Here is a 17,308-nt window from a genome sequence, read left to right on the forward strand (position 1 = left end):
GTTCATGATCTTGCCCTGCCATGAGTTCGATGAGAAAAATCCCAAAATGGCCGTTGAGTTCTCGAATTCCAATCGTGAAAAAATGATTCGATTGCTCCCTCCATCTCTATCTAAAAAAGAAGAAGGCTTATACCTTAGAATAATAAAAAGCAAGGCTAACTATCTAAATAAGTTATCTTCATTATTCTCTGAAATGAATGAAATTTATGCTTACGTAGATAAATTTACGCCTTGCAAAAAAGGTTGCTCTCATTGCTGCCACATTCCAGTGTCAGTTTCAGAGCTAGAAGTGGAGTACATAGAGAAATCCTTAAAGATCAAGAGAAAAGAATTCTCTGCATATTACAAAACACAGGAAAAACCCTGCCCATTCCTAAATGACAACGGTTGCAGCATATACAATGTGCGACCATTTGTTTGTAGAAGGCATGTTGTGTTAACAAAAACATCCTATTGGTGCGAAATTGAGCGTTGCAACCAAGAAATAATGCCACTATTAAATTTCACTGAAACCCAAAAAAGTTTTGAATATTTAATTTATGAGTCAGGAAAAAGCAGACTTTTTGATATAAGAGAAATATTTTAACTATAGCGCCCCAATAAAATATTCGCGTGAATTCGCAATATATCCCAAAGTATGGAAAACGCTTGTGATGCTCACCAACTAGAACAAGCCTTGGTTCGACTGTCTTAGGTGATAGCTTCATCATTGAGGACTTTGAGTCAGAAAGAAGGAGAGCTCGAAATTTTGGTTTGGAAAGCGGTTTATCAATCAGCCCGTAGGTTCGAATAGCGCAGCGTATTCGGACAATCGCGAATAACCCCGCCGCAATATAAGCAAGGATCGGAAGATCCCCTTGCGGGGTTGCTATCGGCAGCCTTGGAACAGCTCAAGGCTCGTCGGTGTCACTATAAACTGGATTTATGTGTTTTCCGATAATGACCCTAGTTTTGCTTATAGTGGCGACCGCCTGCCCATCAGCGCCTGTGGTAGCCAACTGGCCGACTTCCGGGCGCTTGTGATAAGTTCTTCCGATCCAACTACAGGTAGTTTCCCTGCCGCAAGGCGGTCAGCAACTCCTCCACCAGCTCTTCCACCGGTTTACCGGCATTAAGTAGATGAATTTCCGGCTGCTCCGGCGCCTCGTAGGCGGAGTCGATACCGGTAAAATTCGTGATCTCCCCTGCCCGCGCCTTTTTATAGAGCCCCTTGGGATCGCGCTCTTCACAGATGGCGAGCGGCGCATCCACAAACACCTCGACAAACTCCACTTCACCCACGAGATTGCGCACCAGATCCCGCTCGGCCCGGAACGGCGAGATAAAGGCGGTGAGCACGATAAGGCCCGCATCCACCATCAGTTTTGCCACCTCGCCGACCCGGCGGATATTCTCCTGACGCGCAGCATCATCGAAACCGAGATCGCCGCAGAGGCCGTGGCGCACATTGTCCCCATCCAGCAGATAGGTGTGCTTGCCTTGTGCCGCCAGCGCCTGCTCCAGCGCCCCCGCCAGGGTCGATTTGCCCGCCCCCGATAGCCCGGTAAACCAGATCACCAGCGGCTTTTGCCCTTTCAATTCGGCCCGGCTCTGTTTGTCGACGGCATGCTTGTGCCACACGATATTGCTCATCCCACACTCCTTGATTGGCACTTACGCCTCAAAACTTAAACGGTCCGGCACCACAGGGAGCCGCCTCGGACTATCCGCCGACAACGTGCTGGTGCCATGGTATTGCTCACCCAACACTCCTTGCTTGGCGCTCACGCCTCAAAACTTAAACGGTCCGGCACCACGGGGAGCCGCCTCGGACTATCAGCCGACAACGTGCTGGTGCCATGGTATTGCTCACCCAACACGCCTTGATTGGCGCTCACGCCTTAAAACGGAAACAGCAGGGGCACCATCACAATCACCCCGAGGCTATAGGCCAGCGAGACCGGCAGCGCCAGCTTGAGGTAGTCCGGCATCTTGTAGTTGCCCGCGGCATAGACCATCAGGTTGGTCTGGTAGCCGTAGGGCAGGATAAAGCTGGAGCTCGCCCCGAACAGCACCGCCAGAATAAACGGCATGGTCGAGACATCCATGCTGAGCGCCAGCTGGTAACCCATGGGGAAGGCCAGCGCGGCGGCAGCGTTGTTGCTCATCAGCTCGGTCAGCACCAGGGTAAACACATAAATACCGATAAAGGCGATGATGGGGCTGGCACCGTTGAACTCCCCCATCAGCCAGTCGGCGATAAGCTTGGCCAGCCCGCTCTTTTCCAGCTGATCGGCGATGGCGAGCGCCCCGCCCACCACCAGCCAGATATCCAGCGGAAAGCGGCGGCGGATCTCGTCCAGGGTCAGAATGCGGGTGAGCAGCAGCGCCACCAGCATCAGCAGCAACCCCTTGAACAGCGGTACCAGATCAAACACAGAGAGCGCCAGCACCCCGAGAAACCCCAGCACCACGGCGGCGCTGCGCTTGCCATCGAGACGGGTGGAGGCTTCCAGCCCGCTCACCACCACAAACTCCCGTACCAGCAACTTGTTGCGGGCAAACTGGGGGCCGGGGGCCAGCAGCAGGGTATCACCGGCATGCAGTTCAATCTGGCCGAGGCCGCCGGTGAGCTGGGTTTCGCCGCGGCGCACCGCCAGCACCACCGCATCGAAGTGGGTGCGAAACTCCGCATCCTTGATGGTCTGACCCACCAGCCGCGAGCTGTGGCTGACGATCACCTCCACCAGATGCTGGCCGTTGAGGCGGTGCTGACCGTAGAGATCCAGCCCCTTCATCTCCTGCAACACGCCGACGCTCTCCACATCGCCGCAAAAGAGCAGCACGTCCCCTTCGTGCAGCTCGTGTTCCGGCTGCACCGGGCAGATCACCTGCTCGCCGCGAATGATTTCCGCCAGATAGAGGCTTTTCAGGCTGCGCAGGCCGTTCTCCTTGACGCTGCGCCCCGCCAGCGGTGAACCGGCGCCCACCTTGGCCTCGAGAAAGTAGCCGGATTCGCGGCTCATCTCGGTATCCTGATCCGGCAGGTGACGGGCAAACAGCAGCACGGCCACCAGACCGGTCAGCAGGGTGCCCGCTCCCACCATAAAGAAGTCGAACATGCCGAGCGGCGGCGCCCCCATCTTGATGAGGAAGCTGTTGACGATGAGATTGGTGGAGGTGCCGATCAGGGTCAGCACCCCGCCAAAGGTGGCCGCGAAGCACATGGGCAGCAGCAGTCGCGACGGCGCATGGTTGGGGTTGCGTTTGACCGCTCCCAGCATGGAGGCCACCACGGCGGTGTTGTTGACGAAGGCGGACAGGAAGGCGGTGGAGAACCACACCTTCACCAGCACCTTGTTGAATGAACCCGTGCCCACCAGATTGGCGAACCAGCTCATGATGCGGGTCTTCTCCACCGCCAGCGACACCAGCAGCAACAGCACCAGCGTCAGCAGGGCGCTGTTGGTGTAGCCCGCCACCACGGCGTTGATATCCGCCAGCCCGCTCAGGTAGGTGATGAGCACGGCGCCCGAGAAGAGCAGCGCCGGGCGGAGTTTGCCCTGGATCAGCAGGGCCACGAGAGCAGCCAGCAGACCCAGCACCAGGAATTGTTGCCAGGTCATGGGCTTACTCCTTGCTTGTGTCGTTACCGATGGCAAGGGCTTGCCAGTGCGGGAAGTGCTTGCGCACCAGCGCATTGAGCTCGATTTCGAACTCGCTATAACGCCCAGCAACCGCTTTCGCCGCCAGACCTTCCACAATCATCCCAGCGCCGACGGTGACGTTGGTCAGCCGGTCGATCAGGATAAAGCTGCCGGTATCGCGGATATCCGTGTATGGGTCAAACGCCACCGGGTCGGTCAGACTCACTTCGCACAAGCCAATCTCGTTGAGATGCAGTTCGCTCGCATCCAGCTGGTCCAGCTTGTTGATCTCGATGCGATGACGGATGACCTCCACCTGCCCGCGACTCTTCTTGGTGGCCAGCTTGACGTCGTAGACCCGGCCCGGTTGCAGGGACTCCTCCCCCATCCAGACGATATGGGCCAGCAGGTTCTGGGTCACTTGCGGACGGTTGGCGGCATCCACCAGCAGGTCGCCGCGGCTGATGTCGATCTCGTCGGCGAAGGTGACCGTAATGGCCTGACCCGGCAGGGCGTACTCCAGATCCCCGTCGAAGGTGACGATGCGGGTCACCGTGCTCTCCTTGCCGGACGGCAGTACCGCCAGCTTGTCGCCCACCCGCAGGATGCCGGAGGCCAAGGTCCCCGCGAAGCCGCGAAAATCGAGGTTCGGGCGGTTCACGTATTGCACCGGCAGGCGCACCGGATGGCGCTCCAGCTCGCGCTCCACCTCTGCGGTTTCAAGCAAGGAGAGCAGGGTTTCGCCCTGATACCAGGCCAGCTTGTCGCTTGGGTTAACCACGTTGTCACCGTCCAGCGCCGAGACCGGCACGATATGGATGGTGTCGACACTGAGCTTTTTGGCGAATTCGCGGTACTCGGCACTGATGCGCTCGAACACCTCCTGACTGAACTCCACCAGATCCATCTTGTTGACCGCCACCACGAACTGCTTGATGCCGAGCAGGCTCGCGATAAAGCTGTGGCGACGGGTCTGATCCAGCACCCCCTTGCGGGCGTCGATCAGGATGATGGCCAGATCGCAGGTGGAGGCGCCGGTCGCCATGTTGCGGGTGTACTGCTCGTGGCCCGGGGTATCCGAGATGATAAATTTGCGTTTTGCCGTAGAAAAATAGCGGTAGGCCACGTCGATGGTGATGCCCTGCTCGCGCTCCGCCTGCAGGCCGTCTACCAGCAGTGCCAGGTCCAGCTTCTCGCCGGTGGTGCCAAGCTTCTGGCTGTCGGACTCCAGTGCTTTGAGCTGATCTTCATAAATCTGCTGGGAGTCGTGCAGCAGGCGACCGATCAGGGTGCTCTTGCCGTCATCCACGCTGCCGCAGGTGAGAAAACGCAGCAGACTCTTGTGCTGCTGGGCGTGCAGATAGGCTTCGATGCCCTGTTCGGTGATGGCGGTCTGAATATGGCTGTTCATGCTGACGACTCCTTAGAAATATCCCTGACGCTTCTTCTGCTCCATGGAGCCGGCCTGATCGTGGTCAATCAGCCGCCCTTGCCGCTCGCTCGAGGTGGTGAGCAGCATCTCTTCAATAATTTCCGGCAAGGTGGTGGCATCGGATTCGATGGCCCCGGTCAACGGATAGCAGCCGAGGGTGCGGAAGCGCACCAGCTCCTGCTTCACCTCATCCTCAACGGTCAGCGGCATGCGCTCGTCATCCACCATGATCTTGATGCCGTTACGCTCTACCACCGGACGCATGGCCGCGAAGTAGAGCGGCACTATGTCGATGTTCTCGAGATAGATGTATTGCCAGATGTCGAGCTCGGTCCAGTTGGAGAGCGGGAACACCCGGATGCTCTCCCCCTTGTTGACCTGGCTGTTGTAGACGCGCCACAGCTCCGGACGCTGGTTCTTCGGATCCCAGCGGTGAGACTTGTCGCGGAAGGAGTAGACCCGCTCCTTGGCGCGGGACTTCTCCTCGTCCCGGCGCGCGCCACCGAAGGCAGCGTCGAAGCCGTATTTGTTGAGCGCCTGCTTGAGCCCCTCGGTCTTCATGATGTCGGTGTGCTTGCCGCTGCCGTGGACGAAGGGGTTGATGCCCATGGCGAGCCCTTCCGGGTTCTTGTGGACAATCAGATCCAGCCCGTACTTCTTGGCGGTCTCGTCGCGGAAGGTGATCATCTCCTTGAACTTCCAGTCAGTATCGACGTGGAGCAAGGGGAACGGGATCTTGCCCGGATAGAAGGCCTTGCGAGCCAGATGCAGCATGACGGAGGAGTCCTTGCCGATGGAGTACATCATCACCGGGTTTTCAAATTCGGCAGCCACCTCGCGGATGATATGGATGCTCTCGGCTTCCAGCTGCTGCAAGTGCGTCAATCTTTCACGGTCCATGTTGGTCCTCGGGTCATTGCTTATGCGCCAGCTCGGGGCGCTGGGTGGTTCAGTGCGCGGCCACGCTGGCAGCCGCATCAAATATCTCTTTCTGGCTCAGGCCAGCTGCACCAGCTTGAGGTCGCAGCCATCGAGATCCGGGTTGGCGCGCTGCTGCTTGCCACTCTGCTCCCCAAACCAGGCGAGCCGCTCGCGCAGGGCGACCACTTCGCCGATGACGATAAGGGACGGGCTCACCGCCTGTTTGGCCAGCTCCGCCAAGTCGGCCAGAGTGCCGGTCAGCACCCGCTGGCGTGCTGTGGTGCCGCGCTCAATGATGGCGATGGGGGTGGCTTGGCTTCGGCCGTGATCCACCAGTTGCTGCTGGATATGCTCGGAGCGCATCAGCCCCATGTAGATGACCAGGGTCTGGCTGGTGGCGGCGAGCTGCTGCCAGTCAGGCTCCTTGCCCTCCTGCTGGCAATGGCCAGTGATAAAGACGGCGCTCTGGGCGTAATCACGGTGAGTGAGCGGGATACCTGCATAGGCGGTAGCACCGGCAGCCGCCGTGATGCCGGGTACCACCGAGAAGGGGATACCTTCGTCGGCCAGCACTTCCAGCTCCTCGCCACCACGGCCAAACATAAAGGGATCGCCCCCTTTCAGCCGCACGACCCGATTGCCCGCCTTGGCGTATTCCACCAGCAGGCGATTAGTCTCCTCCTGCGGCACGCTGTGGGCGCCCGCCTTCTTGCCGACCGACACCAGAGTGGCATCACGGCGCACCAGATCGAGGATCTCGGCGGAGACCAGCTGGTCATAGAGCACCACTTCAGCCTGTTGAATTTGTTGCAGTGCCTTGAGGGTCAAGAGGCCCGGATCGCCGGGGCCCGCGCCGACCAGCACTACTTCTCCTACTTCGCTTTTCGCCTGGTCGAGGCCATCGCTCAGCCACTGCTCGGCGCCCTGCCAATCGGCTTTCTCAATCAGGCTGGCGAGGGTGTTGGAGGCAAAGGCGCGCTCCCAGAAGCGGCGACGATCGGAAATCGAGGAGAGCACCCGCTTGGCCTTGTCACGGACCCGGCCGGAGAGCTCGGTCAGCCCGCCGAGATGGCGCGGCAGCAGGCTCTCCAGCCGCTCGCGCAGCAGGCGCACCAGCACCGGCGCCTTGCCGCCGCTGGAGACCGCCACCATCAGCGGTGAGCGATCGATGATCGAGGGGAAGATAAAGCTGGAGCGCTTGGGGTCATCCACCACATTGACGAACAGACCCAGCTGGTTGGCGCTCTGATAAACCAGCGCGTTGACTTCGAGGTTGTCGGTCGCAGCCACAACTAAAATCTGACCTGCCAGATGGGCCGGGGTGAACCGCTCCGCCAGATGGGTGAAACGACCGGCAAATTCCGAAAATTCCGGTTCAAGCGCCGGGGAGACCAGGGTCAGCCGGGCACCGGCCGCCAGCAGCAGGCGCGCCTTGCGCAGGGCAACCTCGCCCCCGCCCACCAGCAGTACCGGGCGGCCTTCCAACTTGGCAAACATCGGCAAATAATCCATTTTGCACCTCTCCATACCTGATGAGCGCACTCTAGCGGGATGCTATGACGCGATAAAATAATAAAGAACTAACACTTATATCTTTTTGAAATATAAAAGCGGCGGGATGATGACGGGCAGAGCAACGACCCCTGCCGAGGCAGGGGTCAAAAAGTGAGTCTCAGTCGGTCGCGCAGCCAGCCAGCCAGACCTGTTCACCATCGACCTTCACCCGCCAGGAGCGCAACCTCAGAGCCGAGTTGTCAAGGCAGCGACCATCGCGCAGGGAGTAACGCTGCTTGTAGATGGGAGAGGCCACCATGGGCTCCCCCTGGCAATCCCCTACCAGCCCCAGCGCAATCACAGGTGCGGCGGCGACCGGGTCCATACCATCCAGGGCATAGATGTGGCCACCACAGCGAAACAGGGCGATCACCTCTCCTTGCAGCAACACGCTGCGCCCTAGCCCCTCCTCCAGCACATGCTGTTCGCACACCGCTTGCCACTGCATCTCTGCGCTCGGTTCGCCCACGGCCTGCCATTGAGTCTCTGCGCTTGTCATACCACCTCCTTGATATTGATCTCCGGCACCCACTGGCCCCGCTCCTCGCGTCTGGGCGGGGTTGCCTCCTCGGGCTGGTTGAGATGCGCCTCGAACAGACGCAGTTTGTCGGGGTCGGCCAGGGTAGCTCGCCATTCACACTGCCAGCTGCCGACGACGGCCGTCATGGCGGACTCCAGCTCGGCGGCGACCCCCAGGCTGTCATCGATGATGACCGACTTCAGGTAGTCGAGCCCCCCCTCCATCCCCTCCAGCCAGACCGAGGTGCGCTGCAGCCGATCGCCGGTACGCACGTAGAACATCAGCAGCCGATCGATATAGCGGATCAGGGTGTCATCATCGAGGTCGGTGGCGAAGAGGTCGGCATGGCGCGGACGCATGCCCCCATTGCCGCAGACGTACAGGTTCCACCCCCGCTCGGTGGCAATGACCCCGATATCCTTGCTCTGGGCCTCGGCACATTCGCGGGTACAACCGGAGACGGCGAACTTGAGTTTGTGGGGGGCGCGTAACCCCTTGTAGCGGTGCTCCAGCCGCTGGGTCATGGCGAGCGAATCCTGCACCCCGTAGCGACACCATGTGGACCCCACACAAGACTTCACGGTGCGAACCGATTTGCCATAGGCCTGCCCGGTCTCAAACCCTGCCGCGACCAGATCGCGCCAGATGGCTGGCAACTGGTCGCGGCGAGCCCCCAGCATGTCGATGCGCTGACCCCCGGTGATCTTGGTGAAGAGCCCGTAACGCTCGGCGATCTCCCCCAGGGTGATGAGGCCGCGGGCGGTGATCTCCCCGCCGGCAATCCGTGGCACCACCGAATAGGTACCATCGCGCTGCACGTTGGCAAGGAAGCGATCATTGGTATCTTGCAGCGCCCGGTGCGGCTTGGCCAACACATGCTCGTTCCACAGCGAAGCCAGAATGGAGGCGATGGCAGGCTTGCACAGCTCGCAGCCAAACCCCTTGCCATGACGACTCAACAGGGTGTCGAAGTCGCGGATCTGCTCGACACGGATCAGATGGCACAACTCCTGGCGGCTGAAGGCAAAGTGCTCGCACAGATGGTTGTCGGTCGCGACGCCCAGCGCGTTCAAGGTCTGATCCAGCACCTTTTTCAACAGGTTGCTGCATCCACCGCACCCCGTGCCTGCGCGGGTCACCGCCTTGATCTGACCCAACTCCTGATGGCCCGCTCGCACCGCCGCCACCACAGCCCCCTTGCTCACGTTATGGCAGGAGCAGAGGGTGGCGCTATCCGGCAAGACGAGCGGGGCCGCGGCCGCCTCCCCCTCACCCAGCAGCAGGGCCAGTGGCGCAGCAGGGAGCGCCATCCCCTGCTGATAGTAAGCGAGCAGCCGCTCGTAATCGCTGCCATCTCCGACCAGGATGGCACCGAGCAGCCGCTCCCCCTGCTCGTCGAGCACCAGTTTTTTGTAGACGCCGCTGCTGCGATCCACCAGCTGCAACGTGCGGGCCCCCGGTGTGGCGCCATGGCCATCGCCGATGGCCCCCACATCGACCCCCATCAACTTCAGCTTGGTCGACATGTCGGCCCCGCTGAAACGACTGTCACCGCCACACAGGGTTGCCACGGCGGCACGGGCCATCTGGTATCCGGGGGCGACCAGCCCGAAGATACGCCCCTGCCAGAGGGCACACTCACCGATGGCGAGAATGGCCGGATCCGAGCTCAGGCAGTGCTCGTCAATGACGATGCCACCGCGCTCGCCCACCGCCAGTTCGGCGCTGCGGGCCAGCCCGTCGGCCGGACGGATCCCGGCCGAGAAGAGCAGCACGTCGCACTCCAGGTGAGAACCATCGGTAAACTCCAACCGGTGGCGGGCCTGCTCACCATCCACGATACGGGCGGTCGACTTGCCCAGGTTAGCCTCCACCCCGAGCCCCTCCAGCTTGCTGGCCAGCAGCTCGCCACCGAGCTCGTCGAGCTGCACCGGCATCAGGCGCGGTGCAAACTCCACGACCCGCGTCTTGAGTCCGAGCAGGCGCAGGGCATTGGCCGCCTCCAGCCCAAGCAGCCCCCCCCCGATCACCACCCCGCTGCGGGCATGGGCACAGGCCTCACGGATCGCCCCCAGATCAGCCAGGGTGCGGTAGACGAAACAGTGGCTGCGCTCACGCCCCTCGATCGGCGGCACAAAGGGGACCGACCCCGTCGCCAGGACTAGTCGGTCGTAGTCGATGCGCTCACCACTGGCCAGCAGCAGGCGACGCGCCTGCCTGTCGATCGCCGCTACCTGAGCCCCCAGACGCAGATCGATATCGTGGCCTGCGTACCAGGCCGGATCGGCCAGCCGCAACGCCTCGGGGGCTCGTCCCCCAAATACCTCGGAGAGATGCACCCTGTCGTAGGCCGGATCAGCCTCGGCCCCCAACACGGTCAGCTCGAACCGATCCAACCCTGCGGCCGCAACCAGCTGCTCGACGAAATGGTGGCCAACCATGCCATTGCCCACCACCACCAATTGTTGTTTGTGTATGTTCATGCTCACTCTCCTTGCCGCCTCAAGCCCGCAACTTGCCAGCCACAGCCCTTGTCTCTTCCCCCTTGAGCGGGGTTACCTTGCGCTGCTTCTCGTACAGGAAGCGCAGCACCTGCTGGCGCAGGCGGTGATAGTGATGATCATCCGCCAGCGCCACCCGATCCCGTGGTCGGGGGAGCGGCACCGCCAGCACCTCGCCGATGGTGGCGCTCGGGCCATTGGTGAGCATCACGATGCGATCCGACAGCAGCACAGCCTCATCCACGTCGTGAGTGACCATCATGACAGTGGTGCCAAGCTGGGCCTGGATCTCCATCAGGGCGTCCTGCAGATGGGCCCGGGTCAGAGCATCGAGCGCGCCAAAGGGCTCATCCATCAGCAGCACCTTGGGGCAGAGCGACAGGGCCCTGGCGATGCCGACCCGCTGCTTCATGCCCCCGGAGATTTCATGAGGCATCTTGTGGACGGCATGATCCATCTGCACCAGGGTCAGAAACTCCATCACCCGCTCCTCGACCCTGGCCCGGCCCGACTCCACCTGACGCACCGCCAGCGCGACGTTCTCGAACACCGACAGCCAGGGCAGCAGGGCATGGTGCTGAAACACCATGGCGCGCTCCGGCCCGGGTCCGCGCACCTCCCGCCCCGCCAGAATGACCCCGCCACGAGTGGGCTCGCACAACCCCGCCACCAGGTTCAACAGGGTGCTCTTGCCACAGCCGGAGTGGCCAATGAGGGAGATAAACTCCCCCTGTTCGATGCGCAGGTTGACCCCGGTCAGCGCCTCGAAATAGCCCCGCTCGGTGGCAAACCCCACCCCCATGTCGCTCAGTTGCAAAAATGCGTTCATCCCTCACCTCCCTCACTAGCGCAGCTCGGCGCGTTTATCCCACGACCAGCGCTGCTGCAGTGCCAGCATCAGGCGGTCTAGTCCGCAGCCAATGAGACCTATGGTCAGCACAGCCACCATGATGCGGGCCAGCGAGCTGGCGCTGCCGTTTTGAAACTCGTCCCAGACAAATTTGCCCAGCCCCGGGTTCTGGGCCAGCATCTCGGCGGCGATCAGCACCATCCAGGCCACCCCAAGCGAGAGCCGCAAACCGGTGAAGATCATCGGCAACGCCCCCGGCAGTACGATGCGACGGACATGGGTTGGCCAGGAGAGGCTCAGCACCCGGCTGACATTGCCGTGTTCCGGGTCCAGCGTGCTGACGCCTACCGCCGTGTTGATCAGGGTTGGCCAGAGTGAGCAGAGTGCCACCGTGACCGCCGAGATGATGAAAGACTTGGCGAACAGCGGCTCACTGCTGACATAGAGTGCGCTCACCACCAGGGTAATAAGCGGCAGCCAGGCCAGCGGCGAGATCGGCTTGAGCACCTGAACAAGGGGATTGATGGCCCGATAGAGCCGCGGATTCATGCCCAGCAGGATGCCAAGCGGCACCGCCAGCAGGGTCGCCAGGGCGAAGCCGAGCAGCACGGTACGCAGGCTGGTCACGACCTGATCGACGAAGGTAGGTCGCCCGGTATAGGGCACGACATGCACCCTGGCGGCCGGATCGGCGGCGAGCCGCTCCGCATTGCGCTGTGCCTGGCGGGCCAGAAACGTCCGTTCGCGCTCGCGTTCGGCCAGAAATTCCTCGCCGAGTTGCCCCGCCTGACTCAGGGTGGCCAAGGGCCCCGGCAACGCCCCCAACGAGGTGTTCACCCGGCTCGCGCCCCAGTGCCACAGCAGCAGAAACAGCGCACAGCCGAACAAGGGCCAGAGCAGTTTTTTGTAGAAGTTGATCGTCATGAGCTGCTCCCTGGTTACTCGACCCGCTCATCGCCCTTGAGGCCGATAGCGAACTGTTGCAGATAGACGTTGGGCTGACGGCCATCAAAACTGTGGCCATCGATAAAACCGGCATCCGCTGGCCGATAACCGCTCTCATTGGCAAAGTCGACAAAGTCGGCCGCCTTGAACTTACCCTCGGCGACCAGCGCCTCGGCCGCCTGGCGATAGATGTCGGGACGGTAGACGGCACGGGCCACAGCGTCGTACCAGCCGTCTGGCCGGGCGGTGGGGATCTGGCCCCAGCGGCGCATCTGGGTCAGGAACCAGACCGCATCCGAGTAGTAGGGATAACTGGCCTGCTGCCGGAAGAAGAGGGTGAAATCAGGGGCCGGTCGCACATCCTCCCTGTCATAACGAAAGGTGCCGAGCATGGAAGCTGTTATCACCTGCTCGTCGGCCCCTACGTAGTCGGGACGGGCCAGCAATTTGGCCGCCTCCGGCCGGTTGCGATTGTGCTGCTCGTCAAGCCAGTAAGCGGCGCGCAGCAGGGCTTTCACCAGGCGTACATGGGTATTGGGGTACTGCTCGGCAAAGGCCCGGGTCACTCCAAACACCTTCTCGGGGTTGGAGTGCCAGATCTCGCTGTCGGTAATGAGTGGCTTGCCTATGCCCTTGGCCAGCGCCTGCTGATTCCACGGCTCCCCGACGCTGTACCCCTGGATCGTACCCGCCTCCAGCGTGGCCGGCATCTGCGGGGGAGGCGTGACCGAGAGCAGCACATCCGCCTTGAGCTGACCCGAGTTGTCACCACGCTCGGGGGCGTAGAAACCGGGGTGCAGGCCACCGGCCGCCAGCCAGTAGCGCAACTCATAGTTGTGAGAGGAGACGGGAAACACCATGCCCATATTGAACGGCTTGCCCTCGCGGCGCGCCTGCTCCACCACGGGCTTTAGCGCCGCCGCACTGACGGGCCCCTGCTGATCACCCGGCGCGGGCTGCATCCGTTGCCACACCGAATTGGCCACTGTGATGGCATTGCCATTGCGATCCAGCGACAGTGCCGTCACCAGCTCGGCCTGGGTGCCGATGCCAATATGGGCCGCCAGTGGCTGGCCAGCCAGCATCTGGGCACCGTCCAGCTCACCGCCAATCACCCTGTCCAGCAGCACTTTCCAGTTGGCTTGCGCCTCCAGGGTCACGTAGAGCCCCTCATCCTCGAAATAGCCCCGCTCGTATGCCACCGCCAAGGGCGCCATGTCGGTGAGCTTGATGAAGCCCAGCCGTACGCTCTCCTTTTCCGGGGCCCCCACCTCTGCCTGGGCGGTTCCCCCCAGCAACAAGGCGCAGCAGAGCCATCCCCATCTCGTCGTCATCTTCATCACTATCTCCCTGTGTGACCGGACTCTGAAACGACGCCGTTGCCGTTGTTCGAGTCGCAAAAAAAAATGCCCCACCGATCCGGGATCGGTGAGGCGACTGTGCCTGCTGCCTGATGTTGTCAGGCCATGGTTTGCCCGCTGAACCATGCGCGCTGGCATGGCTCCGGGCTCGACGTGATTGCGTTACTCACACTGCTGGTTGTTCAGATTGCTTCCTTAGCTCACATTCACATTGCGTGCCAATCTCTCCTATCGGCCGCAAACAGGGGCAAGACCCAACGAGAAGGAGGCTCCCCCCCCTGCTGTCGCCACCCCGTGCGCCAATTCGGTTCGCAACTGCACCAGTTTGGGCAGCTTGGGCTGTCTGGTCAGCGAGCCAGCACCTGCAACAGCTGGCGGGAGAGCACCGCCAGACTCTTGCCCTGATCCATCGCGGTCTTGCGCAGCAGCCGATACGCACTCTCCTCATCCAGATTATGGTTTCGCATCAGCAATCCCTTGACCTGCTCTACCAGCCTCCGATCCTCCAGCTTGCGGGTTAATTGCTGCTCCCGCCGCGCCCCCTCGCCCAGCAGCATCTGCAACCGGCGAGCCAGCGCCAGCCAGGACTCTATTCGCTCCTGTTCGCCGCAGCGATGGGGCACCAGCCACACTCCTTGCGCCAGCAGCCGCTCCTGCTCGGCCGCGCTCAAGCGGCTGCAGAACAGCACCCTGGCCAGCGCGGCATGGTGCTGGAGGGCTAACTGGAGGTCAGCGGTCACGCTGCGACAGCTGATCAACAGCCCATCGGCCGCCTCGTCGGTAAACAGCCCATGGCGATCGAGGATGCGGGTGCTATGCCCGTAATGGCTGCCAAGGGCGGCCAGGCGATTGGCCTGCACCACCTCGTCGGCATGGATCAACAGCAGGGAGCGGCGTGTACCGCCCGGAGGGTTCAATGGCATCATCATCTTCTCTTCCGTGAGACAGGAGATGACAATGCCACGCAACATGGGGGCCAAGTTATTGAATCCCCCTAAATTTATCTATCTAGGGGTAGATGGTCAGAGCAGGCTGCCAACCCGGTTAACCGCCAGCAGGCGAGCCACCTCCGGCAAACAGGTACCGCAGTTGCTGCCGCACCCCAGCAGGGCCTGCAACCCCGCTACCTCATTCACCCCCTGCTGCTCGATGGCCTCCAGGATCTGGCGCTCACTCACCCGCAGGCAGGAGCAGACCAACCGGCTGGCCCCAGCCAGCGCCTGATCCAGCGTCACGATAAGAGCGTCGGCCTGGAGCGGCGTCCCAAGCAGGCTGGCCAGACCATCGATCCGCACCGCATGGGGGGTGGGGGTCACCAGCAGCAGGCTGATGATCCGTCCCTGTGCCAGCTCGATCGCCAGCCACCCCCGCTGCTGGGGCAGCTGCAGCCAGTTGCCCCGCGCCGAGAGGCGGCGCCACGCCTGCCCGGCATCCTCCCCCCAGCCCGCCAGCCACTGACAGACCCCGTTGCCACTGCAGCCGCTCAGCGACCGCAGGGCCCACCAGTCGACCGGCTCTGCCCAGCGGCTGGCACCGAACCACAATCCCTGCCACAACAAGGGCTGCGCCATCACCCTGACCCGGGTCTGTTTGAAGGCGGGCTGGCCCGAGAGAGGGTCACGGCGCGCGGCCGCCAGCCGATTCACCCCCGCCCCCTGCCCATACGCCTCACTCCAGTGCATCGGCAGGAAGGCCTCCCCTTCGCGCAGCCCCTCATCACGGGCCGCCAGCGCGAAAGCCTCCCCCTGCGAGCTGCTGATCCGCATCAGGGCCCCCGGCTCTACCCCCAGCGCCAACAGGCTGGCTGGTCCCAATCGCAGCGAGGGCCAAGGTTCAGCCTCTTGCAGGCGTGCCACATGACCGGTGCGGGTCATGGTGTGCCACTGATCCCGCAGCCGTCCGGAGTTGAGCAGCAGTGGCAACCCCTCCCCGTCTGGCCAGACCGGAGAGGTCGCAGCAGGGGCGGCAACGATCAGCCGAGCCCGCCCATCCGGGGTCGCAAAGCGGCCATCCACAAACAGCCGCTCGATCCCCTGCGGATGGGTGGCATTCACCGGCCAGCGCACCGGCACCATGGCTTCAAATTGCGCGCGGTCAAGTTGGGCCAGCCCCGAAATATCGAACTGGCGCGCCCCGTTGTTTTCAAATCCGGACAAGGCGGCGTGCTCACAGAAGATCTGGTGCTCATGCTGGTAGGGGAAGGCGTCGGCAAACCCCAGTCGATGCGCCACCTGGGTCAGGGCCCACCAGTCCGGGCGCGCCTCGCCGGGCGCATCGAGGAAGGCGCGCTGGCGGCTGATGGTGCGCTCCGAGTTGGTCACTGTGCCCCCCTTCTCGCCCCAGGCCGCCGCGGGCAACAGCAGGTGTGCGAAGCGGGCAGTATCGGTGGCGGCCGTCACATCGGAGACCACCAGCAGTTCGCAGCGGCTCAAGGCATCCCGCACCCGCAACGAATCCGGCAGCGACGCCGCCGGATTCGTTCCGAGTACCCACAGCGCACGGATCTCGCCACTGTGCACGGCATCAAACAGCTCAACCGCCTTGTGACCGGGGCCACTGACGACCTGGGGGGCCCCCCAGAAGCGGGCGAGGCGATCCCGACTCTCTTCGTCAAATCCCATGTGCGCGGCCAGCTGGGTCGCCAGCCCCCCCACTTCACGCCCCCCCATGGCATTGGGCTGGCCCGTCATGGAGAAGGGGGCAGCCCCCGGTTTGCCGATGCGGCCGGTCAGCAAATGCGCATTGATGATACAGCCTGCCTGATCAACCCCGCGTTCGGACTGATTGATCCCCTGGCAAAACAGGGTGACAGTGCGCGGATTGGCCGCAAAGAGGCGATAGAAACCGAGCAGCTCGGCCAGCGGCAGATCACAGGTAGCGGCCACCGCCTCCGGCCGCCAGCACGCCCTGTCCAGCTCGCTCGCCAGTGCCTCCAGGCCCGCCACATGACGCGCCACGTAATCCATGTCGCAGCCGTTATGATCGAGCAGGTAACGACACAAGCCGTTCCACAATGCCACGTCACTGCCAGGGCGCAGCTGCAAGTGCCAATCCCCCTGGCTGGCCGTCATCGTCTGACGGGGATCGATCACCACCAGCTTCATGGCCGGACGCCGCTCGCGGGCCTGCTGCAGGCGACGAAACAACACAGGGTGCGTCCAGGCGGTATTGGCACCGGTCAGCACCACCAGATCGGCCAGCTCCAGATCCTCGTAACAGGCAGGCACCAGATCCTCGCCAAATGCGCGCTGATGCGCCACCACCGCCGATGCCATGCAGAGCCGCGAGTTGGTATCGACATGGGGCGAACCGATGAATCCCTTCATCAGCTTGTTGGCCACGTAATAATCCTCGGTGGTGAGCTGGCCGGAGAGATAGATCGCCACACTTTGCGGCCCCGACTCCGCAATGATGCGACCAAGTTCGCAGGCCAGTCGATCGAGCGCACTTGCCCAGTCCAGCTGCTCCCCCCGCCAGCGCGGATAGAGCAGGCGCTCGGGGAAGGCGAGACTCTCGATCAGGCTGCTCCCCTTGATGCACAGCGCCCCCCGGTTGGCTGGATGGTCCCCATCCCCGCTCAACTGCCAGCCCGCCTCCC

The 17,308-nt window shown here is 62.3% G+C and carries 13 protein-coding genes; 1 reads left to right on the plus strand and 12 read right to left on the minus strand.

Features of this window, described 5'->3' with window-relative positions; translation table 11 throughout:
• The coding region (locus BN1115_RS21700; protein ID WP_082034848.1) for a YkgJ family cysteine cluster protein at nt 1-586 on the plus strand (586 nt) is incomplete at its 5' end.
• A gap of 455 nt (nt 587-1,041) precedes the next feature.
• On the opposite strand, the gene cysC is transcribed toward BN1115_RS21700, so the two are convergent.
• The 12 genes from cysC to BN1115_RS13170 all read right to left on the minus strand — a co-directional run.
• Nucleotides 1,042-1,632 carry an adenylyl-sulfate kinase gene (gene cysC, locus BN1115_RS13115; RefSeq protein WP_042657501.1) on the minus strand — a complete coding sequence of 197 codons (591 nt, stop codon included), beginning with the start codon at nt 1,630-1,632 and terminating at the stop codon, nt 1,042-1,044.
• Between the two features lie 248 nt (nt 1,633-1,880).
• The gene (locus tag BN1115_RS13120; RefSeq protein WP_042657502.1) at nt 1,881-3,605 is read right to left on the minus strand and encodes an SLC13 family permease; all 1,725 of its coding nucleotides are present in this window, start codon (nt 3,603-3,605) and stop codon (nt 1,881-1,883) included.
• A gap of 4 nt (nt 3,606-3,609) precedes the next feature.
• Complete coding sequence (gene cysN, locus BN1115_RS13125) at nt 3,610-5,037, minus strand: sulfate adenylyltransferase subunit CysN (protein ID WP_042657503.1); 1,428 nt, start codon at nt 5,035-5,037, stop codon at nt 3,610-3,612.
• Between the two features lie 12 nt (nt 5,038-5,049).
• The gene (gene cysD, locus BN1115_RS13130) at nt 5,050-5,958 is read right to left on the minus strand and encodes a sulfate adenylyltransferase subunit CysD (protein WP_042657504.1); all 909 of its coding nucleotides are present in this window, start codon (nt 5,956-5,958) and stop codon (nt 5,050-5,052) included.
• 96 nt (nt 5,959-6,054) lie between these two features.
• Entirely contained in the window at nt 6,055-7,491 is a 1,437-nt protein-coding gene (cysG, locus tag BN1115_RS13135) for a siroheme synthase CysG (RefSeq protein WP_042657505.1), read from the minus strand.
• 160 nt (nt 7,492-7,651) lie between these two features.
• Nucleotides 7,652-8,032: a nitrite reductase small subunit NirD gene (gene nirD / locus BN1115_RS13140; protein ID WP_050070510.1), complete on the minus strand. Its 381-nt coding sequence runs from the start codon at nt 8,030-8,032 to the stop codon at nt 7,652-7,654.
• The gene (gene nirB / locus BN1115_RS13145; RefSeq protein WP_128821687.1) at nt 8,029-10,536 is read right to left on the minus strand and encodes a nitrite reductase large subunit NirB; all 2,508 of its coding nucleotides are present in this window, start codon (nt 10,534-10,536) and stop codon (nt 8,029-8,031) included. Before nirB ends, nirD begins: the two co-directional genes overlap by 4 nt.
• 19 nt (nt 10,537-10,555) lie before the next feature.
• Entirely contained in the window at nt 10,556-11,383 is an 828-nt protein-coding gene (locus tag BN1115_RS13150; protein WP_042657506.1) for an ABC transporter ATP-binding protein, read from the minus strand.
• A 15-nt stretch (nt 11,384-11,398) separates the two neighbouring features.
• Nucleotides 11,399-12,328 carry an ABC transporter permease gene (locus BN1115_RS13155; protein WP_042657507.1) on the minus strand — a complete coding sequence of 310 codons (930 nt, stop codon included), beginning with the start codon at nt 12,326-12,328 and terminating at the stop codon, nt 11,399-11,401.
• Between the two features lie 14 nt (nt 12,329-12,342).
• On the minus strand, nt 12,343-13,689 hold the full coding sequence (locus BN1115_RS13160) for a CmpA/NrtA family ABC transporter substrate-binding protein (protein WP_082034849.1): 1,347 nt from the start codon (nt 13,687-13,689) through the stop codon (nt 12,343-12,345).
• Between the two features lie 368 nt (nt 13,690-14,057).
• The gene (locus BN1115_RS13165) at nt 14,058-14,639 is read right to left on the minus strand and encodes an ANTAR domain-containing response regulator (RefSeq protein WP_244152280.1); all 582 of its coding nucleotides are present in this window, start codon (nt 14,637-14,639) and stop codon (nt 14,058-14,060) included.
• 93 nt (nt 14,640-14,732) lie between these two features.
• Nucleotides 14,733-17,308: nitrate reductase (locus BN1115_RS13170; protein WP_042657512.1), on the minus strand; the 2,576-nt coding region annotated here is incomplete at its 5' end.

It is taken from the genome of Aeromonas allosaccharophila, assembly GCF_000819685.1.
Lineage (GTDB): Bacteria > Pseudomonadota > Gammaproteobacteria > Enterobacterales > Aeromonadaceae > Aeromonas > Aeromonas allosaccharophila.